Below are 22,802 nucleotides of genomic sequence, written 5' to 3' on the forward strand. Positions count from 1 at the left end.
CACGCGGGATCTATTCTCCCGCATTCGCGGATGATTCAGGTCCTCAACTCCGCTCATGCGGCTTCTCGACGGTCACGACGGTGGCCTTGACCGATGCCACGGCGAGCACGCCGGGCTCGAGAGCGAGTTCCTCGGCGGCCTCCGCCGACATCAGCGACACCACGCGATGCGGGCCGCACTGGAGGTCGACCTGTGCCATGACCCCGTCGATCCGCACCCGCGTGACGATGCCGACGAAGCGGTTGCGCGCGCTCGAGGAGATCCCGGTGGGGTCGTCGGGCTCGTCGGCGAGGGCGACGGCGCGCGCGGCGAGCGCCTCACCGGGGATCTCCGCGGGCGTCGTGCCCGTCGTCGGCAGGAGCCCCTGATCGATCCAGCGCCGGACGGTGTCGTCGCTGACCCCGAGCAGGCGCGCGGCCGGCGCGATGCGGAAGGTGTTGGGCATGGCACGACGGTAGCGCCGCGGGCGCGGGCGCGGCGAACGCGGGCACGGCGACCCCGGCCCGGCGCTGCTCGCCTAGGCTCGACCCATGGATGCCGTGCGCGAGACCGGAGCACCCCGCGAGGGCGGACTGCTCGACCGGTTCGGACGCGTCGCACGCGACCTGCGCGTGTCCGTCATCGACAAGTGCAACCTCCGCTGCACGTACTGCATGCCCGCGGAGGGCCTGCCCTGGATGCCGCAGCAGCAACTCATGACCGGCGACGAGATCGCGCGGATCGTCCGCGTGGCGGTGCGCGCGCTCGGTGCCGAGGAACTGCGCCTCACCGGCGGCGAGCCGCTCGTGCGCAAGGACCTCGAGGACGTCATCGCCCGCATCCGCGCCGACCACCCCGACCTGCCGATCGCCATGACCACCAACGCCGTCGGTCTCGACCGGCGGGCACGGGCGCTGAAGGATGCGGGTCTCACGCGCCTGAACGTCTCGCTGGACACCCTGCACCCCGAGACGTTCGCCGAGCTCACCCGCCGCCCGCACCTCGACAAGGTCCTGGCGGGGCTCGAGGCGGCGACCGCCGCCGGTCTCGGGCCGATCAAGATCAACGCGGTTCTGCTGCGCGGCATCAACGACACCGAGGTCGTGCCGTTGGTGGACTGGGCGGTCACGCACGGTTACGAGATGCGGTTCATCGAGGACATGCCCCTGGACGGCGACCGGTCCTGGACCGAGACCCAGGTCGTCCCCGCCCGCGAGATCCGCGCCGCGCTCGAGGGGGCCTTCGACCTGGCCCCCGACCCCCGCGGCCGCGGAGCGGCCCCCGCCGAGCGCTTCGAGGTGCGGCGGGCCGGCGACGGCACCCTGGCCGGCCACGTCGGCATCATCTCGTCGGTCACCGAGCCGTTCTGCGCCGCCTGCACGCGCACACGCGTCACCGCGGACGGCCGCATCCGCTCCTGCCTGTTCTCGCACGAGGAGACCGACCTGCTCACCGCCCTCCGCGACGGCGCGAGCGACGCCGACCTCGCGCAGATCTGGCGCGAGGCGATGTGGCGCAAGCCCCGCGCCCACGGCTCCGACCGCGTCGGACTCGCCCGCGCGGACTTCATCCAGCCGGAGCGCACGATGAGCGCGATCGGCGGATGAGGCCGCTCGTCGACCCGGTGGCCTCCCTCGCCCCCGAAGAACTGATCCGCACCGCCCGCCACGCCGTCCTGACCGGAATCGGCGAAGAAGGACAGCGGCGTCTGGCCGCCGCCCGCATCGCCGTCGTGGGGGCCGGGGGGCTGGGCTCGCCGGTCCTGCTCGCCCTCGCCGCCGCCGGGGTGGGCGAGCTCGTCGTGATCGACGACGACATCGTCGAGCGCACGAACCTGCAGCGCCAGCTCATGCACCGGGTCGACGACATCGGGACCCTGAAGACCGCGTCGGCGGCGCGCGCCATCCGCGACCTCTCGCCGCTCACGCGCGTGCGCGAGGAGACCGTGCGCCTCACCCCGGACAACGCGCGGGCCCTTCTCGGTGACGCGCACGTCGTCATCGACGGCAGCGACACGTTCGACACCCGCAGCGCCGTGGCATCCGCGACCGACGAGCTCGGGATGCCCCTGGTGTGGGGGGCCGTGCAGGAGTGGTCCGCGCAGGCGACGGTGTTCTGGTCGCGCCCGCCCGAGGGTCGCTCCCCCGTGCGCCTCAGCGACGTCTTCCCCCCCGATTCGGTGGGCGAACCGCCCACCTGCGCCCAGGTCGGCGTGCTGGGTGCGCTGTGCGTGCAGGTCGGCGGCCTGCTCGCAACGGAGGCGATCAAGCTCGTCACCGGCGCGGGCGAACCGCTCCTCGGACGCATGGCGATCATCGACGCGCTGCGCGCCCGCCACGACATCGTCCCGCTCGCTCCCCGGAGGACACCGTGACTGATCTGCTGACCGTCGAGGAACACCGCGCCCGCGTCCTCGCCGCCGTGACCGCTGTGCCGGCAGAGACCGTCGCCCTCGCCGACGCCGCCGGACGCGCTCTGGCCGCCGACGTCGTCGCCCGACACGACCTCCCCGGCTTCGACAACTCCTCGATGGACGGGTTCGCCGTCCGCAGCCTCGACGTCGCCGGAGCGGATGCCACGAACCCGGTGCGCCTGCGCGTCGTCGCCGATCTGCCGGCCGGGACCTCCGACGACCCGGCGTTCGGTCCGGGCGAGGCGGTGCGCATCATGACGGGCGCACCGCTGCCGTCGTCGGCGGACGCGGTCGTGCCCTTCGAGGACACCGCCGGTGGACTCGCCGACTCCCTGGGCGAGATCACCGTGCTGCGAGCGCCGGGTGCCGGGGCGTTCGTGCGCCGGCGCGGCGGAGACGTGTCCAGCGGCGACACCGTCCTCCACGCGGGGGAGCACCTCGGCCCGTTCGCGCTCGCGGCGGCCGCGGCGGCCGGGGTCGCCGAGGTGGCGGTGCGGCGGCGACCACGGGTCGCCGTGGTCTCCACCGGCAGTGAGCTCGTCGCCCCGGGGACGACACCCGGGCGTGGGCAGACGCCCGACTCCAACGCGACGCTGCTGGCCGCCCTCATCGCCGAAGCGGACGCGGACGTTCTTCTCGTCGAGCGCGTGCCCGACGACGCCGGCGCCATCGGCGAGGTCCTCGGGCGAGCGATCGGGGCCGACGTCGTCGTCTTCACCGGCGGCGTCAGCGCCGGCGCCTACGAGCCCGTACGCCAAGCCCTCGCCGCGCGCATCGCCTTCGCGCGCGTCGCGATGCAACCCGGCAAACCGCAGGCGTTCGGTCGGCTCGACGACGGGCGGCTGGTGTTCGGTCTCCCGGGCAACCCGGTGAGCGTCGCGGTGTCGTTCGAGGTGTTCGTGCGTCCCGCTCTGCGCGCCCTCCAGGGTCACGCGGTGCTCGACCGTCCCCGCGCCCGGCTCACGGCGGCCGAGGCGTGGACCACACCCCCCGGTCGTCGCCAATACCTGCCGGCGGCGGTCGACCTCGTCGCCGGTACCGTCCGCCCGGCCACGGCGGGAGGCTCCGGATCGCACCTCGCGGCGTCGCTGGCGCGGGCTTCGGCGTTCGCGATCGTGCCCGCCGACGTGGCGGCCGTCGCCGTGGGCGACCCGGTCGATGTCATGCTGATTCCATGACCTTCACCCATCTGGATGCCGCGGGCCACGCCCGCATGGTCGATGTCACCGCCAAGCAGCCGACCGTCCGCACGGCGACGGCGCGCGGATTCGTCCGCTGCGGTCCCGAGGTCATCGCGGCGCTGCGCGACGGCACGGCACCGAAGGGCGACGTCCTGGCCGTGGCGCGGATCTCCGGCATCCAGGCGGCGAAGTCCACGCCGGCGCTCCTCCCCCTGGCACACGTCATCGGCGTGCATCGGGCGTCGGTGGACCTCGCGATCGTCGACGACGGCGTCGAGATCGAAGCCACCGTCGGCACCGCGGACCGCACCGGCGTCGAGATGGAGGCCCTGACCAGCGTGTCCGTCGCGGCCCTCGCGATCGTCGACATGGTGAAGGGCCTCGACAAGGGCACCAGCATCGAGAACGTCCGCATCGTCTCCAAGACCGGGGGCAAGTCCGGCGACTGGCAGCGTCCCGGGGAGCCCGCGTGAGCGTGCGGGTGCGCTACTTCGCCGCCGCGGCCGAAGCGGCCGGGACGGATGCCGAGGACCGCCCCGAGACCACGCTCCTCGCGCTGCGCGTCGCCGTCGTCGCCGCACACCCCGCGCTCGGCGGCATCCTGGACCGGTGCGCTGTGCTCGTGGACGGCGAACGCCGTGACGACGACGCACCGCTCGAAGGCGCGACGCACGTCGACGTCCTGCCGCCGTTCGCGGGCGGCTGACCCCGGGCACCGCACGCATAAACGCTCTGTGCGCGCGGAAACACGTGCACAGCGCGTTTTTGCGCGCGGAAGGCGTTTATGCCGGTTGAGGCGGCCGCGGTGGCGAGCTCACCGCGCTCGTGCGCACAGCTACCCCCCGAGCCCCTTCCACGCGGTGGTGCCATCGGCCTCGACCTGTCGCTTCCACACGGGCAGGTCGGTCTTGATCGTCTCGATGACCGCGCGGCACACCTCGAAAGCCGCGGCCCGGTGTCCCGAAGCCACGGCGATGACCACGGCCGCCTCGCCCACGCTCAGGCGGCCGACGCGATGGCTGACCGCCACGATCGCGTCGGTGCCGGCTGCGGCCTCCGCCGCGATGCGATGCAGCGTCTGCTCGGCATCGGGGTGAGCGCTGTACTCCAGGGCAACGACGGCGTCGGTCGCGTCGGGGTCGGTGTTGCGGACGCGCCCGACGAAGGTCGTCACGGCGCCCGAGGAGTCGTCCTCGACGGCACGCAGGTGCGCGTCGAGGTCGAGCGGCTGCCCGGAGAGGCGGGCGATACGGACGGCGTTCATGCGTGGTCCCCTCCGGCGAGCTGGTCGAGCACGTGGGGGGCGAGCTCGGCGAGGACGGCGATCCCGGATGCCACGGCGCGCGACGATCCCGGGAGGTTCACGACCAAGGTGCCCGGGTCGGCGATCCCGGCGAGGCCGCGCGAGATCACCGACAGCGGGGTGTCGGCGAGCCCGCGGCGGCGGAGTTCCTCGGCGATGCCGGGGAGCTCGCGCTCGAGCACGCGTACCGTGCCCTCGGGGGTGCGATCGGTGGGCGCGATGCCGGTGCCGCCGGTCGTGACGACGAGTCCGGCGCCGGTGGCGATCGCCTCCCGGAGGGCGGCCTCGACGCTGTCGGCACCGTCGGGCACGACGACGGCGTCGGGGCAGTCGAACCCCGCCTCGCGCAGGAGCGACACGGCCAGCGGACCGCCCCGGTCTTCGCGGAGGCCGGCGGCGGAGCGGTCGGAAACGGTGATCACGCGGGCGGTGGGCGGCACCGTCCCAGCCTAGGCGTGCGCGTCGGACGCGGCGGGGATCGTCTCGACCTCGGGCACCTCCGGGGCGACGCGCCCCGCCTCCGCCTCGGGTTCGAGGTCGTCACGCTGCACCGACTCGGCCGCCGCCGTGATGCGGCGCGCCATACCGCTGAAGATCAAGCCGTGGAACGGCAGAACGGCGAGCCAGTACAGGCGTCCGGCGAGGCCCGTCGGGAAGAACAACGCCCGCTGATCGAACCGCGCCCCCTCCCCCTCAGGGCTGGCGCGCAACTCCAGCCACGCTCCGCCGGGCACCTTCATCTCGGCGCGCAGCCTCAGCAGGCGCCCCGGCTCGATCGCTTCCACCCGCCAGAAGTCCAGCGCGTCGCCGACCGTGACGACGCTGCGGCTGCGACGCCCGCGGGCAAGCCCCACACCGCCGACCAGGCGATCCATCCACCCGCGGATCGCCCACAGCACAGGAGACGAATACCAGCCGTTCTCGCCGCCGATGCCCTCGATGACCGACCACAGTTGCGCGGGACTCGCCGTGGTGCGCATCGTCCGCTCGTCGGTGTACACCAGCCGACCGGCCCAGTCGGGGTCGCTCGGCAGCGGGTCGCTCGGGGCACCGGAGACCTCGGCATCCTGCCAGCTCGTCTCGATCGCGTCGTCGTTGACCCGGCCCAGGGCCCGGCGCACGGCCTCGCGGTAGGGCAGTAGCCCGCCCTCGGGGCGCGGGACGAGATCGTCGATCGCGCGGTCCTTGACGACGCAGTCGTTCTGCAGCGATTCCACGAGCGGACGCGCGATGGACTTCGGGATCGGCGTGACGAGGTTGACCCAGTGCGAGGCCAGTCGCGGCGTGAGCACCGGCAGCGAGGCGATCGCGCGCTGGTGCAGACCCGCCTCGAGGGCGTACCCGTTCATCATCTGCCCGTACCGCAGCACGTCGGGCCCGCCGATGTCGGCCGCGCGGTTGACGTTCGGTGCCACCCGCGCCGCTCCCAGCAGATAGTGCAGCACATCGCGCACGGCGATCGGCTGGATGCGATTGCGCACCCACTTCGGCGCCGGCATGTAGGGCAGCACGTCGGTCAGGTGCCGGATCATCTCGAAGGACGCCGACCCCGATCCGATCACGACGCCGGCCTGCAGCACCAGGGTGGGCACGCCGCTGGCCAGCAGGATCTGCCCCACCTCGACGCGCGAGCGCAAGTGGGGGGACAGGGGCGCGTCGTCGGGGTGCAACCCACCGAGATAGACGATGCGCGCGACGGATGCGGCGGCCGCGGCGTCGGCGACGGTCTGGGCGGCGCGGCGATCGGTGCTCTCGAAATCGCGTCCGCCTCCCATCGAGTGGACCAGGTAGTACAGCACGTCGACGGCATCGACGGCCCGGGCCACCGCCTCGGGGTCGGTCGCGTCGCCCTCGATCGTCTCGACCTCGTCGCCCCAAGGGAACGCCCCGACACGACGCGCGTCCCGGGCCAGGACACGCACCCGGTAGCCGGCGGACAGCAGCCGCGGGACCAGGCGCCCGCCGAGGTAGCCGGTCGCACCGAACACCAGAGCGCGCGGCGCCGACCCGTCGGGACGGGGCTGCGCGACGAGCGCGGGTTCACGGCCGGTGGGGGCGGACAGCTCGTTCATGCCGCGAGAGTACGCCCGGCCGACGACACGGACGGGGGCTTGACGGCGCTAGGGTGAGGCGCGTGGAGACCGCGTGGGTGCGACGCGTGCTCGTCGTCGAGGACCAGCCGGCGATGCGCGTCCTGCTGTGCGACATGCTCACGCACCGGGGGTTCCAGGTCACCGCGGCCGGCGACGCGGCGGAGGCGACGCGGCTGTTCGCCGACACCGACCCGGATGTGCTGCTCACCGACATCGATCTCGGATCGCGCCCGACCGGGATCGAGCTCGCGACCATCCTGACGGGCCTGGCGCCGCACATGGCGGTCGTCTTCCTCAGCAGCTTCCCCGGCGCCGTGGCCGCATCCGGCCGACCGGGACCCGAGGGGGCGGTGTTCGTATCGAAGCTCGACGTCACCTCGCCGGAGGTGGTGCTCGACGCCGTCGAGGCGGCGCTGAGGTCGACCATCCCGCCGGCGCCGTCGTCGGTGCGCGCCTCCCCGCTGGACGGCCTCACCCGCCGCCAGATCGAGGTGCTCGGCCTGGTCGCCCGCGGCTGGTCGAACGAGCAGATCGCCCGGGAGCGCGGAACGACGACCCGCGCCGTCGAACGCACGGTGAGCCGCATCTTCACTCGACTCGGGCTCGGACCGGCATCGGGGACGAACTCCCGGGTGCGCGCGAGCGCGCTGTACCTCGCCGAGTTCGGTCCCGTGGCGTGAGGACGCTGCTGCGCGCGGCCGGACGCGCGGTGTCGGGAGGCCGTTTCGTCACACGGTGGACCTTCGTGACGGTGTTCGCCGTCTCCCTCACCGTCCTCGCACCGCTCCCCGCTGCGATGAGCGTCGGCGAGCGCGCGATCGTGGCGTCGGTGACCGCCCTGGTGTTCTCGGGGGCGTGGATCGCGGTCGCGCTTCTGGAGCGAGCGATCGCGCACCCGCGCGGGCGGGCCTCCCTCGTGGCGGGGACGCTCGTCGTCGCCGCGGTCCTCCGACCGTCACTGCAGGATGCCGTCTCCCTCGCGGGCGGGATGCCGGTGCCCCCGGCGGGCGACATCCCCCTCCGGGCGGCGACGAACCTCGCCGTCTGGGCCGTCGCTCTGATCGGTACCGCGGCGCTCGTCGACATCGCCCGCGCGATCCGGGAGACCAACTCGCTCCTCACCCGGGTGCTCGCCCAATGGGACGGCAGCGCCGAGCGGGTGCGCCGTTACGTCGCCGACGCCCGGGCGGACGTCAGAGCGGTCGCCGAAAGCCTCCGTACGGCGCCGATGGAGACCGTGGCGGACGTACGCTCCCTCGCCGCGGATCTCCGCGCCCACGCGCACGTCCTGGCTGACCGTGCGGCTGGACCGCCCGCGCCGGAGGATGCCGTGGTGGTGCCCCTCGCGTCGGTGTCCGCGCGCAGGCCGCCGCTGCGACTTCCTCCGGTCGGGGCGACCGCGGTGCTCTACGGGCTCTCCGTCCTCCCGTATGCGCTGCGCAGCGTCGGACCGATCGAGATCGTCGAGGGTCTGCTCACCGTCGTCCTCGTCGGCGCAGGCGCCGATCTGATCGCCCGGTCGTCCGCACTCCGCCGGAGTCCCCGGGCGAGAGCGGTGGTCTTCGCCGCGGCCACGGTACTCGCGGGGGCCGTGCTGGCGACGGTGGCGTGGGCGCAGGCGGTGCCGTTCCCGCTCTGCGTCGTGCCGCTCGCGGCGTATCCCGTGCTCGCTCTGGCGCTGGCCGCCGGACGCGGCGCGCTGCACGCGTTGCGGGTGGAACGTCGGCGGCTGTCGACGGCGATCGCGGACCGTGGCCGCGCGGACGACCTGGGCACGCGCCGCACGCGCGCGGGCCTGCAGCGCGCGGCCGACCTCGTTCACGGCGACGCCCAGGGGGCGACGGTGCTGTTCGCCCTCCGGCATCCGGATGCCACTCCCGCCCAGCTCACGGAGCTTCGCACGGAGCTGGCCGCGGTCGCGGACGAGATCCAGCGCGTCCTCGACGCCCCGGTCCCCGCGTCGGACAGCCCGACGTTGGCGCCGCTCCTGCGGGCATGGGGCAGCGCGATGCCGGTCGAGGCCCACGTCACCGCCGCGGCGTCCGCGGTGCTGCGGAACGATCGGGCCTTGGCCGGGGACGTCTCGGAGATCGTCTCCGAGGGGCTCCTGAACGCCGCGAAGCACGCACGGGTGCGGGCTGCACGCGTGGAGGTGCGTCGCGTCGCGACCGCGGCCGGTCCGCGCCTGCGCGTGCGTGTCGCCTCGACGGGCGTGCCCGCCGCACGAGCCCGCCTGCGACCGGGTTCCCGGGCAGAACGCCTGGGTGCGCGGTTGCTCACGGCCGGCGACGACACCGTCCTCGAGGCCCTCTTCGCGATCGCCGGAACGGACCGACCGTCCCGTGCTGTCGTGTCGACCGAACATTCCGGTGGGGCTCTGCACGGCCGCGCGTAGCGTCTGCGGCGATGTCCGAACTGACCTCGCTTCTGCCCCTGGCCGTCGGCATGGCGATCTCGCCCCTGCCGATCGTCGCCGTCGTCGCGATCCTGCTCTCTCCCCGTGGCCGGACCGCGGCACCGGTGTACACGGCCGCGTTCGTGTTCGTGACGCTCGTGGCCATCGGCGTGGGAGCGGCCACTTCCGCCGGCGCGTCGGCGGCGGCGCCCGGCACCGGGGCGAAGATCGTCGTCCTCGTCCTGACGGCGCTGCTCACGGCGGGATTCGCCGTGTTCGCGATCCTGAGCTGGCGCGGCCGTCCGCGACCGGGCGACGAGCCCGCGGCACCGGGCTGGCTCGCAGCGGTGGATGCCATCACCCCGTCGCGCGCCGCAGGTCTCGGCGTCCTCATGGCGGCGACGAACAGCAAGAACCTCCCGCTGGAGCTCAAGGGCGGGGCGCTCCTGGGAGCGGCTCATCTCCCGATCGCCGTGACGGCTCTGCTGTGCATCGCGCTCGCCTTCGCCGGGTCGCTGAGCATCGTGGTCCCCGCCGTCCTCGGCGCAACGGGCCGGCCCGCCGTCGTCTCCGCGTTGCGCAGACTCAAAGACGAGATGATCGCCCACAATGCCGTCATCATGACGGTGCTGTTCGCCATCCTCGCCGCCACGGAGGCGGCCCACCTGATCCGCCAGCTCACTGCGTGAGGACCCCTATGGACACCCCTTCCCTCATCGCCACCGCCCCGGCCGGGACCTTCCGCGGCCTGGTGAACCGCGGGGTGCGCTCGTGGCGCGGCATCCGATTCGCGCTTCCTCCCCGGGGCGACCGCCGTTGGCGGGCCCCCGTCGCCGCTCCCGACGCGGACACGGAGACGGAGACGGACGCCACGGTCTTCGGTCCCGTGTGTCCCCAGCCCGAGAACCCCGCGATCCCCCTCGGCGAGGGGGCCGTGCAGGACGAGGACTGTCTCTCGCTGAACGTCTGGGCGCCCGCGGCCGACGCGGACACCGCGCGCCCGGTGATGGTGTGGCTCCACGGCGGTGCGTACACCTTCGGGTCCTCGAGTCAGCCGTTGTACGATGCGACATCGATGGTGGCCTCGGGCGACGTCGTCGTCGTGACCGTGAACTACCGTCTCGGCGCGCTCGGCTTCCTCGACCTGACCGCCGCGCTCCCCCACGGCGGTTTCGACAGCAACCTCGCGCTGAGAGACGTTCTGCTGGCGCTGCAGTGGGTGCAGCGCAACATCTCCGCGTTCGGCGGCGACCCGGACCGGGTGACGGTGTTCGGCGAATCCGCCGGCGGCGGGCTCGTCACGACGCTCCTGGCCACGCCGGCGGCACAGGGGCTCTTCCATCGCGCGATCGCGCAATCCTCTCCCGCGTCGAGCGTCTACGGCCGCGAGCGCGCGACGCGCGTCGCCGACCGCTTCCTCTCGGCCCTCGGGGTGGATGCCGCCGACGCCGGGGCAGCGCAGGCGCTGCGCGCCGCGCCGGTGACGGCCGTGGTCGCGGCCGGGGCGACGGTCTACAGCGACATCCCCACGACCGATCCCGGCACCCTCGCCTTCGCGCCGGTCGTCGACGGCGACCTGTTGCCCGAAGCGCCGATCACGGTCCTGCGCGAGGGACGTGGCATCCCGGTCCCTCTCATGATCGGCACCAACAAGGACGAGGCGTCGCTGTTCTCGTTCATGAAGTCGCCGCTCATCCCGATCACGGGCGAGCGCATCGATCGGATGTTCGCCGACATGGCGACCGAGAATCCGGGCGTGGAGCTCCCCACTCGCGCGCAGGTCCTCACCGCGTACGAGCATGTGCGCCACCGCGCGATCGGGCTCGGAGTGGCGCGCGACATCGGTTTCCGCCTGCCCACCCTGTGGGTCGCGGAGGGACACTCGTCCGCCGCGCCGGTGTGGCTGTACCGATTCGATCACGCCTCACCGTTCCTGCACCTGATCGGCCTCGGCGCCACGCACGCCACCGAGCTGCCCTACCTGTGGGGCAATCTCGTGAGCGGACCGAAGGACCTCACGTTCCGCCTCGGCGGGCGCCGCATCGCCGAGGTGATCTCGGCGCGGATGCAGGCACGCTGGACGGCCTTCGCACACGGGAACGCGCCCGATGCGGAGAACGCGCCCGCGTGGCCGTCGTTCACCGTCGATGGTGCACACCCCCGCGCGACGCTCGTCATCGATCGCCACGATCTCGTCGTGGACGACCTCGACGGCGAACTGCGGCGGGCGTGGGGCGACGCGACCCTGTCCTTCTCCTGACGCGGAACAGGTCGCTAACACATCCGGCCCGCGCATCCGATCGACTGGAAAACGCACCCGGATCGGGGTAGGGGTGGAGTATGAGCCAGCATTCCCCCGCGGCATCCGAACACCCCCGACTCCAGGTCGACGACGTCATCGTCGTCGACAAGAAGCGCGTCCGCACCGCCATCGGTGGCACCGTCGTCGGCAACTTCATGGAGTGGTTCGACTTCGGCATCTACGGCTATCTCGCCGTCACCCTGGCCGTCGTCTTCACCTCCGACCTGCCCGAACCGTGGGGCCTGCTCGTGACCCTCCTGGGGTTCGCCATCTCGTTCCTGGTGCGCCCCTTCGGGGGGTTCGTCCTGGGCCCGCTCGGTGACCGCATCGGACGGCAGAAGGTCCTGTTCCTGACCATGGCGATGATGGCCACCGCCACCGCCCTCATCGGTCTGCTGCCCACCTCGTCCGCGATCGGCCTCTGGGCCATCGTGCCGCTGTACCTGCTGAAGATGGTGCAGGGATTCTCCACCGGCGGCGAGTACGCCGGCGCGACGACGTACGTGTCGGAGTTCTCCCCCGACCGCAGCCGCGGGTTCTGGTCGTCCTGGCTGGACGTCGGCTCGTACGTCGGGTTCGCCGCCGGAGCCTCGGCCGTGGCGATCACCACGGCCATCACCACCTCGATCTCGGGCGAGAACGCGATGGTGGAGTACGGCTGGCGCATCCCCTTCCTTCTGGCGATCCCCCTCGGCATCGTCGCGATCTACTTCCGTCTGCGCATCCCCGAGACCCCGTCGTTCGAGCAGACCCACGCCGTCGAGGCCGCACAGGAGATCGGCTCCGACGACCCGATGGCACGGCAGGGGCTCGCGGGCATCGTCCGTCACCACTGGCGTGCACTGCTGATCGGCATCGCCCTGGTGGCGGCGACCAATACGGCCGGCTATGCGTTGACCAGCTACATGCCGACCTACCTCGAGACCGAGGTCGGCATCTCCAACCTCGGTGCGGCCGTTGCCACCGTCCCGGTCCTCCTGGTGATGTCGGCGACGCTGCCCCTGATCGGCAAGCTCAGCGACCGGATCGGACGCAAGCCCGTCTACGCCATCGCGGCGGGTTCTGCGATCGTGCTCCTCGTCCCGGCCTTCCTCATCATGCAGATCGGCGAGTTGTGGGCGGTCATGATCGCCCTGTTCCTCGCGGCGGTTCCGGTGGCGTTCTACGTCGCGATCTCGGCATCCGCTCTGCCCGCCCTCTTCCCGACCGCGTCGCGGTTCGGGGCGATGGCCGTGGCGTACAACATCGCCGTGTCGCTGTTCGGCGGAACGACGCCGCTGTTCAGCCAGGCGCTCATCGAGTGGACCGGCAACACCCTGATGCCGGCGTTCTACATCATGTTCTTCGCGGCGCTCGGACTCGTGGCCCTGCTGGCGATGCGAGAGACGGCGCGGCGGCCGCTGCTCGGATCGGTGCCCGCGGTCGAGACGCCCGCAGAGGCGCAGGCCGTCGTCGCCCGCCAGGACGAGGATCCCCTCATCGACACCTCGACGATGCCCCTGGAGATCCGCCGCGTCTGAGGCTCCTCAGCGGCGGCGTCCCGTGCCGAACAGGCCCCGGATGACGCCGCTGAGGATCGTCTTCGTCGACCCCCGCCCCAGCAGGTCATCCAGCGGCGGCGAGGGCGTGCTCGATCGGCGTCTCGGCGCGGCGGTGCTCTTGAGCAGTCGGTCGTACTCGCGTTGCGCCCTCTTCTGCGCCTGGGCGTGGGCCTTGTCGATCGCGGCCTTCTGCCGGGCGTACTCGGCCTCGTCGGCGGCGGTCTGCTTCGCCCGTTCGGCGGCCTCGCGCGCCTGTGTCGCCGCCTGCATCCGCGCGGCGAGGATCTCGCGCGCCGATTCGCGGTCGAACGCGGAGCCGTACCGTGCGATCAGAGGGGATGCCGCGACGGCCGCGGTGAGGTCGGCGGAGGGGATCGGCGACATCGAGGCGCGCGGGGCGAACAGCCGGGTCCAGGCGACGGGGGTGGGCGTGCCGCGCTCATCCATGACGGTGACGATCGCCTCGCCGGTGCCCAGCTCCTGCAGCACGCGCTCCAGGTCGTACCCCGAGGTGGGGTAGGTGCGCACCGACGCGCGCAGCGCCTTCACGTCGTCGGGGGTGAAGGCGCGCAGGGCGTGCTGGACGCGGGAGCCGAGCTGCGCGAGCACATCGGCCGGAACGTCCTTGGGCGTCTGCGTGACGAAGAACACGCCGACGCCCTTGGAGCGGATGAGCCGCACCGTCTGGGTGATGGCCGCCAGGAACGCCTTCGAGGCATCGCGGAACAGCAGGTGGGCCTCGTCGAAGAAGAACACCAGCTTCGGCTTGTCGAGGTCGCCGACCTCCGGCAGCGCCTCGTACAGCTCGGCCAGCAGGTACATGAGGAACGTCGAGTACAGCTCCGGCCGCGCGGCGACGTTCGGCACCTCGAGGAGGCTGATGATTCCTTCGCCGTCATCGCTCGTCCGCAGGAACGTCGTCACGTCCAGCTCGGGCTCGCCGAAGAACGTGTCCGCTCCCGCGGCCGAGAACGCCACGAGCTCGCGCAGGATGACACCGGCGGTCGCCCCGGACAGTCCGCCCAGTTCCTTCAGTGCGCTCCTGCCCTCGTCTCCGGTGAGGAATGTCAGCACGGCGCGCAGGTCGGAGAGGTCGACGAGCGCGAGACCGTTCTCGTCGGCGTAGTGGAACACGAGACCCAGGCTCGACTCCTGCGTGGCGTTGAGGCCGAGCACGCGGCTGAGCAGGAGCGGACCGAACCCCGAGACCGTCGCCCGCACCGGGACACCCAACGCGGCGTCGTCGCCGAGCGAGTAGAACTCCGTGGGGTATGCGCGCGGCGACCAGTCCTGCCCGAGCGCGCTCGTGCGAGCCCGCAGCTTCTCGCTCGCGGCGCCCGGCGCGGCGATGCCGGACAGATCACCCTTGATGTCGGCCGCGAAGACGGGCACGCCGTTCGCCGACAGCTGTTCGGCCAGCAGCTGCAGCGTGCGGGTCTTTCCGGTGCCGGTTGCCCCGGCGACGAGTCCGTGGCGGTTCGTCATCGCCACGGGGATCCGCACGGGAACGGATGCCACGGGCTCGCCGTTGACGAGCACTCCGAGGTCGAGGGTCGCCGCGGATCCGGCGTACCCGGCGGCGACCGCGGCCACCTGGGCTGCGGTGAGCGGCGCCTCGGGTGCGGGCGCAGCGGCCGGCGCGGCCTCGGGTGCGGAAGCGGAGGCGGGCGCGGCCTCGGGCGCGGAAGCGGAGGCGGGCGCGGCCTCGGGTGCGGAAGCAGGCGCATCCGGCGGGGCCTGTTCGCGCGCACGGGCCGCGGCGGCCTCCGCAGCCGCGAGATCGGCGCGCGCCCGCGCCACGCGCAACTCGGCCTCCGCCGCCGCGGCCTCGGCCCGCAGCCGCACGATCTCAGGATCGTCGGCGGGACCGGGACCGGGGGCGTCGGCGGCGCTGTCGCTCATGGCGGTCAGCCTAGGGCGCGCTCGGACGAGCGGCATCCGGGGCTCGACGGGCCTGCCGAAGCGCGGCACGATCCTCGTCCCGCGCCCGCAGATGCGAGAACACCGCACCCAGCACGAGCGCCGCGCCCGCGCCCACGAGGGCTCCCCCGATGGTGTCGGACAGCCAGTGCGCGTGCAGGTACGTGCGGCTGAACGCCATCAGCACGATCCACGCGCCGCCGGCCAGCCGCACCCAGATCGAGGGGAAGACGATCCCGGCCACGATCGCGATGGTCGCGGCGTTGGCCGTGTGGCCCGAGGGGAACGAACCGTAGTCGGACAGGACGAGGATGTCCTCGGGCCGCGCACGACCGAACGTGTGTTTGAGCACTTGCACGAGCACGGCGCTCGCGATGGACGCCGTCAGGAAATACAGGGCCGACCAGCGTCTGCCGAGCAGGAACAGGGCCAGAGCGCCGCCCACGGGGACGATGAGGATCGCCGTGACGTACCCGCCGAGCTCATTCATCACCAGGGCGAACGAGAGCAGGGGCTCGAGGGGCGCCGCGGCGAACAGCTGGTTCCACCACACGTCGATCGCGAACGGACTCGGCCCCCGGAAGTACACCCACGCGCCCAGGCCGCACGCGAGGGCGATCAGCACGAGGCCGACGATCCCCCACGCGCGCTCGGAACGGACCGTCAGCGGGGGAACGGGGTCGGAGTCGGCGTCCATCGGCTAATGATGCCCCTCGTCAGGGCGCCGCGGGGCATCGGCACGCCCTCTGCTACTGTTCGCCGCCGTGCGGCGACCGTCACGGCGCGAGACGCTCGACGGTGCGCGGCCGGACGAGCAGCCACAGCGCCAGCACGCCGATGATCGCGCAACCGACCATCACGACGGCCATCGTCGTGGCGGTGATGCCCGAGCCGGTCGCGAGCAGGCCCACGACCGGCGAGATGACGCCGGCGACGCCGAAGTTCGACGCGCCGATGATCGACTGCGCCGTCCCCGCGGCTTTGCCGTGGCGGTCGAGGGCGAGCACCTGCGCGCACGGGAACGTGAAGCCGCATGACGTCATGAACAGGAAGAGGGGGATGACGGTGCCCCACAGTCCGAGACCGAGCTGATCGAAGACGACGATCACCGTCGCCCACACCACGAGCGAGGCGGTCGAGAAGGCGAGGACCCACTGCGGACCGAATCGCGCGGCCAGGCGCGAGGCCACCTGCACGCCGATCACCAGCCCGACGGAGTTCGCGGCGAACAGCAGACCGTACTGCTGCGCGTCGAAACCGTAGCTCTGCTGGAACAGGAACGACGACGCCGACAGGTACGAGAACAGACCGCTGAAGGTCATCGCCCCGATGACGAGGACGCCGATGAACACGCGGTCGCGGAAGACGCTGGCGTACCGCTGCCAGACGGTCGTGGCACCCTTGCCCCCGCGCCGGGCCGCGGGGAGCGTCTCGGGGACGAAGACGATCGCCGAGACCAGCATGACCATGCCGTAGGCGGCGAGGACCCAGAAGATGCCGCGCCACGGCATCACGGAGAGCAGGACGGATCCGGCCAGGGGCGCGAGCACCGGCGCGACGCCGGAGACGAGCGCCAACCGCGAAAGCATGACGACGAGGCGACGACCGCCGAAGAGGTCGCGCACGATCGCCGCGGCCACGACGCCGCCCGCCGCGGCACCCGCCCCCATGAGGACGCGCGCGATCGAGAGCGTGCCGAGGGTCGGCGCGAGCGCGGCGAAGACGCTCGCCGCGACGTGCAGAGCGGTGACCGACAGGAGGGGGATGCGTCGGCCGACCTTGTCGCTGAGCGGCCCGACGATGAGCTGCCCGAGCGCGAATCCGATCATGGTGCCCGTCAGGGTCAACTGGATCGCGGCCGCCGACGTCTGGAAGTCCGCCTCCAGAACCGGGAACGCCGGCAGGTAGAGATCGATCGTGAACGGACCGAGGGCGGTGAGCGCACCGAGCAGCACGATGTACAGGACACGGCGGCGCGCGGAGATGCTGTCGCCCGGGTGCAGCACGACCGGCGCGGTCGCCGGGTTGCTGCCGAGCGCACGGATGGCGCCGGTCGACGAGGGCTCGGTGCGGGCCGTCGGGGGGATCACGGGCTGGGAGGCGGTATCGAGCACGTCAGTCAGTTCGTTTCGCAACACGGATGGCCCGGTCAGTACCGGGCGGGAATGTGGGGGATCATCGAACCTCGAATCGATTCGACATCGTCATACTATCGCGCGGCCCGGGTGCGCCACCATCCCCCTCGCGGGTTCCTCCCAGGCCGTCACCGCATTCATCCGCATAGGCTGGGCGCATCGGCCCGCGCCGAGCCTCCCGCCCCAGAGAGAGACAGCACAGACCGCATGAGCCCCTCCCCCGACAAGCGCAAGAGCGGCAACCCCGCCACGCAGGCCGACATCGACCTCACCGTCAAGCAACAACGCGAGCAGAAGCGGCAGCAGAAGCTCGCCGAATACCAGAAGCAGATCGCGCGTCGCAAGCGCAGCAAGCTGGTGTGGTGGGTGGTCGGCTCGACCGCCGCCCTCGCCGTGGTCGCCGTGGTGGTGGCATCCTTCGTCTTCGCTCCCGCCCCCGCGCCGACCTATCAGGCCGGGAACAGCACCGGACGCGAGATCGAGGGCGTGCAGACGTTCGAGAACCGTTCCGACCACGTCCAGGGCGCCGTCACGTACGATCAGACGCCGCCCGCCGGCGGACCGCACAACCCGTACTGGCTCAACTGCGGCGTCTATACCGAGCCGCAGCAGAACGAGAACGCGGTGCACTCGCTCGAGCACGGCGCGATCTGGATCACCTACGACCCCGAGCGCGTGGATGAGGCCGGCGTCGAGGCTCTCGAGTCGGTCATGCCCTCCAGCTACGCCATCCTCTCGCCCTACCCCGGCATGGACAGCCCCGTCGCGGTGAGCGGCTGGAACCACCAGCTCAAGGTCGACGACCCGACCGACCCGCGCATCGCGGAGTTCTTCACCGAGTACTGGCGCAGCCAGAACGTCCCCGAGCCCAACGCCACGTGCTCGGGCGCGATCGACGGACCCGGCAGGGCCTGACGTGAACGACGACGCCCCGGTCGCCCGGCCGGCGGCACGGCGGATCGTCGTCGCGGTCGCCGTCGTCGCGCTCCTCGCGGTCGCGTTCGCGATCGGACGCTTCACCGCGTTCGGGGCGACGGCCGCTCCTGCGACCCCGTCGACCACCTCCGCCGACGCGGGCTTCGCGCGTGACATGCAGGTGCATCACACGCAGGCGGTGCAGATGGCGATGGAGATCTACCGGAAGACCTCCGACCCGGAGCTTCGCACCCTCTCGTACGACATCGCGACGACCCAGTCCGGTCAGCGCGGCGAGATGTTCGGCTGGCTGGTGGAGTGGGGTCTGCCGCAGGCGTCGTCTCAGCCGCTGATGCAGTGGATGGCCTCCTCCGACGCGCACAGCCACGGCGACACCTCGGCCCTGTCCCAGGACGAGCTGCTCGCGCAGATGGGGATGGCCTCGGAGGCCGAACTTGAACAGCTCCGCACGCTCGAGGGACAGCCCGCGGACTGCCTCTTCCTCGGCCTGATGATCCGTCACCACCAGGGAGCGATTCCCATGGCCGAGGCCGTCATCGAGCTGGGGAGCGACCCGCGCGTGAAGGACGTGGCGCAGACCATCGTCGACGGGCAGTCCGCCGAGATCGACGCGATGCGTGACATCCAGTCGCGTCTGACCTGCTCGGGCTGACCCGCCACGAACGCCGAAGGGCGTGGCATCCGGACTTCGGATGCCACGCCCTTCTCTCGTGTGAGCCTCAGCCCTTCGTCGCGCCCGCGAGCAGGCCCCGGACGAAGAACCGCTGCAGCAGGAAGAACACGATCAGCGGGACGAGGATCGAGATGAACGTTCCCGCCGACTGGAGGAACCACTGGTCGCCCCACGTTCCCGACAACGAGTTCAGCGACTGCGTCAGCGGCAGCGACGACGATGGCGCGAAGATCGTCGCCACCAGCAGGTCGTTCCACACCCAGATGAACTCCAGCACCGCGAAGGATGCCAGCGCAGGGGCCGCGAGCGGGAGGATCAGCCGGAAGAACACCTGGCCGTGCCCCGCCCCGTCGACGCGGGCCGCTTCGATCACCTCGTGCGGGATCTCCGCGATGAAGTTGTGCAGCAGGAAGATCGCCAACGGCATCGCGAAGATGACGTGCGCGATCCACACGGTCGCGAAGCTGTGCTCGATGCCCCGCAGGTCGAAGCCGGGGAAGATCGTCACGTCGTTGATCGTGAGTCCGCGCGAGAACAGGCTGAGCAGCGGCACCAGGGCCATCTGCAGCGGAACGATCTGCAACGCGAAGATGAAGATGAAGAAGAAGTTCCGGCCCTTGAAGTCGATCCACGCGAACGCGTACGCGATGAGCGAGGCGATCGCCAGCGCGAAGACCACCACGGGGATGGTGATGGCCAGCGAGTTCAGGAACGACGCCGCCAGGGTCAGCGCCGTGCCGCCCGAGGTGAAGGCGAGCCGGTAGTTCTCCAGGGTGAACGAGGGGTCGGTGAACACCGTCCACCATCCGGTCGACTGGGTGTCGGACCCGGGGCGGAACGAGGTGACGAACAGACCGAAGGTCGGGATCGTCCAGAAGAACGCGATCGCGATCGCCGCGATCGTCGCCCCCTTCGATGTGAGGCGCTTGCGCGCCTCGGCCTCGTGACGGCGCGTGTCTCGTGCGACCTGACGGGCCGAGCGGGTGTCTGACGTGGGCTCGAGCACCACGGTGGAGGTGGTCATCGCAGTTCCCTCTGCTTCCGGATCTGACGCACGTTGAAGATGATCAGCGGCAGGACGAACAGGAACAGCACGACGGCCAGCGCTGCGGAGTGCCCGTAGCTCTGGAACCGCTGCTGCTGGTTGACCATCTCGAAGGCCAGGACCGTGGAGTCGTTACGCCCACCGGTCATGACCGCGACGATGTCGTAGATCTTCAGCGCACCGATGGCGATCGTGGTGAGCACGACGATCAGGGACGAGCGGATGCCGGGGACGGTGACGTTGATGAATCGTTCCCAGGCGTTGGCGCCGTCGAGCTCGGCGGCCTCCATCTGCTCCGGCGGCACGGCTTTGATCGCCGCGGAGAGGATGACCATGGCCAAGCCCGTCTGGCTCCAGATGAACACCACGACGAGCAGGAGGGTGTTGATCAGCGGGGTCGCCGCGAGCCACGACACCGGCTGTCCCCCGAACGCAGTCACGATCGCGTTGAGGATGCCGATCTGATCGCCCTGGCGGAAGTCGTACACGAACTTCCAGATGATGCCGGCGCCCACGAACGAGATCGCGAAGGGCATGAAGATGAGGACCTTGAGGAACCGCTCCCCCGCGGCGCGATCGATGAAGACGGCGTAGGCGAGACCGATCGCCGTCGCGAAGGTCGGTGCGAGCAACACCCAGATCAGGGTGTTGATGACCGACCAGAAGCCTTCCGGGTTGGTGAAGGTCCAGATGTAGTTCTCGAAGCCGACGAAGTTCTCACCGGTCTTGTCCATGAAGGACTGCACGAGGGTGGACAGGGCCGGGTAGACCAGACCCATCAACAGCAGGATCGCGGCGGGAGCGGCGAACAGCACGAGCTGGAACAGGTAGCCGGCACCCTGCCGGGAGCGGTAGTCGGCGTAGAAGAGGACGCCGCCGAGGATGACGGCGATGCCGAGGACGTAGACGACGGCGTTCTGGTACGGCCGCAGGAGCATGAACGCCAGGACCGGGATGCCGAAACACGCCACCAGTCGCAGCCAGAAGTACCCCTTGCCCGAGCGCGGCGCGTACTCGATGAGCAGGAGCAGAAGACCCACCACAGCGCCGAAGGCGACGAGGACGAGCGGGATCTGCACCAGCGGGTTCATCTCGCCGAGGGTCTTGAAGAAGCTGTTGAGCGAGAAACCGATGGTCGTGGGCTTGGTCTCGGCCGGCGCCCGCGTGACCATGAACAGGAAGAGTGCCACCGCGGCGATGAGCGCGATGACGACGACCAGGACGGTCGTCCGGTGCCTGCGTGCGAAATCGTGCGGGCTCGATCCCGCCTCCGAACGCCCGCGTCGGGGAGATGCCGCCGGGGGCCTCTCCGCCTGCCTGATCTGGGTCATGACTTCCCTCCCGAACACGCCCTCGTGCTCATCGATGGACGGGCCGGCTCACCGGCTCCGTGATGGGGGTACGGTACCGGTGGGCCGCCCGCCGAAGCGGACGGCCCACCGGCTCTGCGGGTCGGCTCAGTTGTCGTAGCCGGCCTGGATGTTGCTGAGCACCTCGTCGGTGGGCGTGCCATCGATCCAGCTGACCATGCCCTTCCAGAACGAACCGGCACCGACGGTCGCCGGCATCAGGTCGGACGCGTCGAAGCGGAGCGTGGTGCTGGGGTCCTGCACGACCTTCATGGCCTCCTGCAGGAACTCGCTCGAAGCCAGCGACGGGTCAGCACCCTTGTTGGCGGAGATCACGCCGCCGAGCTTCACTCGGGCGTCGGCGAACTCCGGCGTGGACATGAACTCCACGACCTTCTGCACGGCCTCGTCGTCGGAGAACGCCGCGACGAACTCGCCACCGCCCTCAACCGACTGCTCGCCTTCGGTCACCCCGGGGAGGAGGAACGCGTAGACATCCCCGTCGGGCGCGACCGTGACGTCGCCGCCGTCGGCGTTCTTGACCGTCAGGAAGTTCGACGACAGGAACGAGGCCTGGTGCGTCATCGGGCAGCTGCCGTCGGCGACCTTGGCCGCGACGTCGGCGAAGGCGACCGAGTTGATGCTCTTGACGTCACCGAAGCCGGCGTTGACGTACGAGGGGTTGAGCAGGATCTCGCCGACCGCGTCGAAGGCCTCCTTGATCTGGGGGTCGGTGAACTTCACCTCGTTGGCGACCCACTGGTCGTAGACCTCGGGACCGGACTGACGGAGGACGAGGTCCTCGATCCAGTCGGTGCCGGGCCACCCCGAGGCGTCTCCGGAAGCGAAGCCGGCGCACCACGGCGCGGCACCCGTCTTCTGCTGGATGGTCTGCGTCAGGGTGAGCAGCTCGTCGTAGGTCTTGGGGATCTCGACACCCCACTCCTGGAACTTCGACGGCGAGTACCAGACGTAGCCCTTGACGTTGGCGAGCATCGGCGCGGCGTAGAACGTGTCGTCGGCCGTGCCGTAGGACTTCCAGTCGGCGCCCCAGTACTCGTCGACGTTGGCGGAGACGGCCTCGGATGCCGGCTGGACCTCGCCCGTCTCAACGAGCGTCTTCAGCAGACCGGGCTGCGGGATGATCGCGATGTCCGGGGCGTCGCCACCGGTCACCTTCGTGACGATGTTTCCCTCGAAGCTCTTGTCGCCCGTGTACTCGACCGTGATGCCGGTGTCCTGGGTGAACTGCTCGAACGACTGGTTCAGCAGGTCGGCCTCGCTACCGGTGATGCCGCCGGAGATCCGGACGGTCGCACCCTCGGTGCCACCGCTCGAGCCGCCCGAGTCACCCTCGGCACAGCCCGCGAGCGCGATGGCGCCGACCGCCAGCAGCCCGACGGGAGCCAGCAGGCGATACCGCTGTGACATGCCCATGTGATTTCTCCTCTTTGAGTTCTGTGCTGCACCGGAACCCTTCGGGAACCGATTCCAGATCACCGTAAGGGACAACGACCCGCGACGCAACAAACTTTGA

The 22,802-nt window shown here is 71.2% G+C and carries 22 protein-coding genes; 12 read left to right on the forward strand and 10 right to left on the reverse strand.

Features of this window, described 5'->3' with window-relative positions; translation table 11 throughout:
• Positions 1 to 43 precede the first annotated feature (43 nt).
• On the reverse strand, positions 44 to 445 hold the full coding sequence (locus LL239_RS13270) for a TOBE domain-containing protein (protein ID WP_228163922.1): 402 nt from the start codon (positions 443 to 445) through the stop codon (positions 44 to 46).
• Between the two features lie 85 nt (positions 446 to 530).
• Between LL239_RS13270 and moaA the strand changes: the two genes are divergently transcribed.
• The 5 genes from moaA to LL239_RS13295 are packed head-to-tail and all read left to right on the forward strand — an operon-like array spanning position 531 to position 4,279.
• Entirely contained in the window at positions 531 to 1,586 is a 1,056-nt protein-coding gene (moaA, locus tag LL239_RS13275) for a GTP 3',8-cyclase MoaA (protein WP_228163923.1), read from the forward strand.
• A complete protein-coding gene (locus LL239_RS13280; RefSeq protein WP_228163924.1) occupies positions 1,583 to 2,353 on the forward strand; it encodes a HesA/MoeB/ThiF family protein in 771 nt (256 codons plus the stop codon). Before moaA ends, LL239_RS13280 begins: the two co-directional genes overlap by 4 nt.
• Positions 2,350 to 3,570: a molybdopterin molybdotransferase MoeA gene (locus LL239_RS13285; RefSeq protein WP_228163925.1), complete on the forward strand. Its 1,221-nt coding sequence runs from the start codon at positions 2,350 to 2,352 to the stop codon at positions 3,568 to 3,570. Before LL239_RS13280 ends, LL239_RS13285 begins: the two co-directional genes overlap by 4 nt.
• Positions 3,567 to 4,046 carry a cyclic pyranopterin monophosphate synthase MoaC gene (gene moaC / locus LL239_RS13290; protein WP_228163926.1) on the forward strand — a complete coding sequence of 160 codons (480 nt, stop codon included), beginning with the start codon at positions 3,567 to 3,569 and terminating at the stop codon, positions 4,044 to 4,046. The genes LL239_RS13285 and moaC overlap by 4 nt, the downstream gene beginning before the upstream one ends.
• Entirely contained in the window at positions 4,043 to 4,279 is a 237-nt protein-coding gene (locus LL239_RS13295) for a MoaD/ThiS family protein (RefSeq protein WP_228163927.1), read from the forward strand. Before moaC ends, LL239_RS13295 begins: the two co-directional genes overlap by 4 nt.
• 129 nt (positions 4,280 to 4,408) lie before the next feature.
• Here LL239_RS13295 and LL239_RS13300 read toward each other — a convergent pair whose 3' ends face one another.
• Genes LL239_RS13300 through LL239_RS13310 form a run of 3 tightly spaced genes read right to left on the reverse strand, consistent with a single transcriptional unit; the run spans position 4,409 to position 6,948 of the window.
• The gene (locus tag LL239_RS13300) at positions 4,409 to 4,837 is read right to left on the reverse strand and encodes a molybdenum cofactor biosynthesis protein MoaE (RefSeq protein ID WP_228163928.1); all 429 of its coding nucleotides are present in this window, start codon (positions 4,835 to 4,837) and stop codon (positions 4,409 to 4,411) included.
• Positions 4,834 to 5,316, reverse strand: coding sequence for a MogA/MoaB family molybdenum cofactor biosynthesis protein (locus LL239_RS13305; RefSeq protein WP_228163929.1), 483 nt, complete (start codon positions 5,314 to 5,316; stop codon positions 4,834 to 4,836). The genes LL239_RS13300 and LL239_RS13305 overlap by 4 nt, the downstream gene beginning before the upstream one ends.
• Positions 5,317 to 5,325: 9 nt before the next feature.
• Positions 5,326 to 6,948, reverse strand: coding sequence for an SDR family oxidoreductase (locus LL239_RS13310; RefSeq protein WP_228163930.1), 1,623 nt, complete (start codon positions 6,946 to 6,948; stop codon positions 5,326 to 5,328).
• A 62-nt stretch (positions 6,949 to 7,010) separates the two neighbouring features.
• Here LL239_RS13310 and LL239_RS18060 point away from each other — a divergent pair, with 62 nt between their 5' ends.
• The 5 genes from LL239_RS18060 to LL239_RS13335 all read left to right on the forward strand — a co-directional run bounded on the left by LL239_RS18060 (position 7,011) and on the right by LL239_RS13335 (position 13,186).
• Positions 7,011 to 7,649 carry a response regulator gene (locus tag LL239_RS18060; protein ID WP_228163931.1) on the forward strand — a complete coding sequence of 213 codons (639 nt, stop codon included), beginning with the start codon at positions 7,011 to 7,013 and terminating at the stop codon, positions 7,647 to 7,649.
• Complete coding sequence (locus LL239_RS13320) at positions 7,646 to 9,364, forward strand: hypothetical protein (protein WP_228163932.1); 1,719 nt, start codon at positions 7,646 to 7,648, stop codon at positions 9,362 to 9,364. Before LL239_RS18060 ends, LL239_RS13320 begins: the two co-directional genes overlap by 4 nt.
• Before the next feature lie 11 nt (positions 9,365 to 9,375).
• Complete coding sequence (locus LL239_RS13325) at positions 9,376 to 10,053, forward strand: GAP family protein (RefSeq protein ID WP_228163933.1); 678 nt, start codon at positions 9,376 to 9,378, stop codon at positions 10,051 to 10,053.
• An 8-nt stretch (positions 10,054 to 10,061) separates the two neighbouring features.
• The gene (locus LL239_RS13330) at positions 10,062 to 11,624 is read left to right on the forward strand and encodes a carboxylesterase/lipase family protein (protein ID WP_228163934.1); all 1,563 of its coding nucleotides are present in this window, start codon (positions 10,062 to 10,064) and stop codon (positions 11,622 to 11,624) included.
• Between the two features lie 80 nt (positions 11,625 to 11,704).
• Entirely contained in the window at positions 11,705 to 13,186 is a 1,482-nt protein-coding gene (locus tag LL239_RS13335) for an MFS transporter (RefSeq protein ID WP_228163935.1), read from the forward strand.
• 6 nt (positions 13,187 to 13,192) lie between these two features.
• Here LL239_RS13335 and LL239_RS13340 read toward each other — a convergent pair whose 3' ends face one another.
• The 3 genes from LL239_RS13340 to LL239_RS13350 all read right to left on the reverse strand — a co-directional run bounded on the left by LL239_RS13340 (position 13,193) and on the right by LL239_RS13350 (position 17,241).
• Positions 13,193 to 15,109 (reverse strand): helicase HerA-like domain-containing protein, encoded by a 1,917-nt coding sequence (locus LL239_RS13340; RefSeq protein WP_228163936.1) that lies wholly within the window; start codon positions 15,107 to 15,109, stop codon positions 13,193 to 13,195.
• 10 nt (positions 15,110 to 15,119) lie between these two features.
• Positions 15,120 to 15,824, reverse strand: a complete 705-nt coding sequence (locus tag LL239_RS13345) for a phosphatase PAP2 family protein (protein WP_228163937.1) — start codon at positions 15,822 to 15,824, stop codon at positions 15,120 to 15,122.
• Between the two features lie 79 nt (positions 15,825 to 15,903).
• The gene (locus tag LL239_RS13350; RefSeq protein ID WP_228163938.1) at positions 15,904 to 17,241 is read right to left on the reverse strand and encodes a multidrug effflux MFS transporter; all 1,338 of its coding nucleotides are present in this window, start codon (positions 17,239 to 17,241) and stop codon (positions 15,904 to 15,906) included.
• A 228-nt stretch (positions 17,242 to 17,469) separates the two neighbouring features.
• On the opposite strand from LL239_RS13350, the gene LL239_RS13355 reads away from it, so the two are divergent.
• Both LL239_RS13355 and LL239_RS13360 read left to right on the forward strand, forming a co-directional pair.
• Positions 17,470 to 18,177 carry a DUF3105 domain-containing protein gene (locus tag LL239_RS13355; RefSeq protein ID WP_228163939.1) on the forward strand — a complete coding sequence of 236 codons (708 nt, stop codon included), beginning with the start codon at positions 17,470 to 17,472 and terminating at the stop codon, positions 18,175 to 18,177.
• A gap of 1 nt (position 18,178) precedes the next feature.
• Positions 18,179 to 18,850: a DUF305 domain-containing protein gene (locus LL239_RS13360; RefSeq protein ID WP_228163940.1), complete on the forward strand. Its 672-nt coding sequence runs from the start codon at positions 18,179 to 18,181 to the stop codon at positions 18,848 to 18,850.
• Positions 18,851 to 18,917: 67 nt separating this feature from the next.
• Here the strand turns inward: LL239_RS13360 and LL239_RS13365 are convergent, their stop codons facing one another.
• From LL239_RS13365 to LL239_RS13375, 3 genes are all read right to left on the reverse strand, one after another.
• Complete coding sequence (locus LL239_RS13365; RefSeq protein WP_228163941.1) at positions 18,918 to 19,895, reverse strand: carbohydrate ABC transporter permease; 978 nt, start codon at positions 19,893 to 19,895, stop codon at positions 18,918 to 18,920.
• Entirely contained in the window at positions 19,892 to 21,247 is a 1,356-nt protein-coding gene (locus LL239_RS13370) for a carbohydrate ABC transporter permease (RefSeq protein ID WP_228163942.1), read from the reverse strand. The genes LL239_RS13365 and LL239_RS13370 overlap by 4 nt, the downstream gene beginning before the upstream one ends.
• A 126-nt stretch (positions 21,248 to 21,373) precedes the next feature.
• Positions 21,374 to 22,702, reverse strand: coding sequence for an ABC transporter substrate-binding protein (locus LL239_RS13375; protein ID WP_228163943.1), 1,329 nt, complete (start codon positions 22,700 to 22,702; stop codon positions 21,374 to 21,376).
• Between the last annotated feature and the right edge of the window lie 100 nt (positions 22,703 to 22,802).

Source organism: Microbacterium testaceum (assembly GCF_020781835.1).
Lineage (GTDB): Bacteria > Actinomycetota > Actinomycetes > Actinomycetales > Microbacteriaceae > Microbacterium > Microbacterium testaceum_H.

Excerpts from the sequence above, each read along its gene's own strand:
- LL239_RS13345 (WP_228163937.1), bottom strand. The coding sequence starts at position 15,824 with ATGGACGCCGACTCCGACCCCGTTCCCCCGCTGACGGTCCGTTCCGAG.
- LL239_RS13310 (WP_228163930.1), bottom strand. The coding sequence starts at position 6,948 with ATGAACGAGCTGTCCGCCCCCACCGGCCGTGAACCCGCGCTCGTCGCG.
- moaA (WP_228163923.1), top strand. The coding sequence starts at position 531 with ATGGATGCCGTGCGCGAGACCGGAGCACCCCGCGAGGGCGGACTGCTC.
- LL239_RS13270 (WP_228163922.1), bottom strand. The coding sequence starts at position 445 with ATGCCCAACACCTTCCGCATCGCGCCGGCCGCGCGCCTGCTCGGGGTC.
- moaC (WP_228163926.1), top strand. The coding sequence starts at position 3,567 with ATGACCTTCACCCATCTGGATGCCGCGGGCCACGCCCGCATGGTCGAT.
- LL239_RS13325 (WP_228163933.1), top strand. The coding sequence starts at position 9,376 with ATGTCCGAACTGACCTCGCTTCTGCCCCTGGCCGTCGGCATGGCGATC.
- LL239_RS13300 (WP_228163928.1), bottom strand. The coding sequence starts at position 4,837 with ATGAACGCCGTCCGTATCGCCCGCCTCTCCGGGCAGCCGCTCGACCTC.
- LL239_RS13335 (WP_228163935.1), top strand. The coding sequence starts at position 11,705 with ATGAGCCAGCATTCCCCCGCGGCATCCGAACACCCCCGACTCCAGGTC.
- LL239_RS13330 (WP_228163934.1), top strand. The coding sequence starts at position 10,062 with ATGGACACCCCTTCCCTCATCGCCACCGCCCCGGCCGGGACCTTCCGC.
- LL239_RS13340 (WP_228163936.1), bottom strand. The coding sequence starts at position 15,109 with ATGAGCGACAGCGCCGCCGACGCCCCCGGTCCCGGTCCCGCCGACGAT.
- LL239_RS13365 (WP_228163941.1), bottom strand. The coding sequence starts at position 19,895 with ATGACCACCTCCACCGTGGTGCTCGAGCCCACGTCAGACACCCGCTCG.
- LL239_RS13375 (WP_228163943.1), bottom strand. The coding sequence starts at position 22,702 with ATGGGCATGTCACAGCGGTATCGCCTGCTGGCTCCCGTCGGGCTGCTG.
- LL239_RS13355 (WP_228163939.1), top strand. The coding sequence starts at position 17,470 with ATGAGCCCCTCCCCCGACAAGCGCAAGAGCGGCAACCCCGCCACGCAG.
- LL239_RS13370 (WP_228163942.1), bottom strand. The coding sequence starts at position 21,247 with ATGACCCAGATCAGGCAGGCGGAGAGGCCCCCGGCGGCATCTCCCCGA.
- LL239_RS13280 (WP_228163924.1), top strand. The coding sequence starts at position 1,583 with ATGAGGCCGCTCGTCGACCCGGTGGCCTCCCTCGCCCCCGAAGAACTG.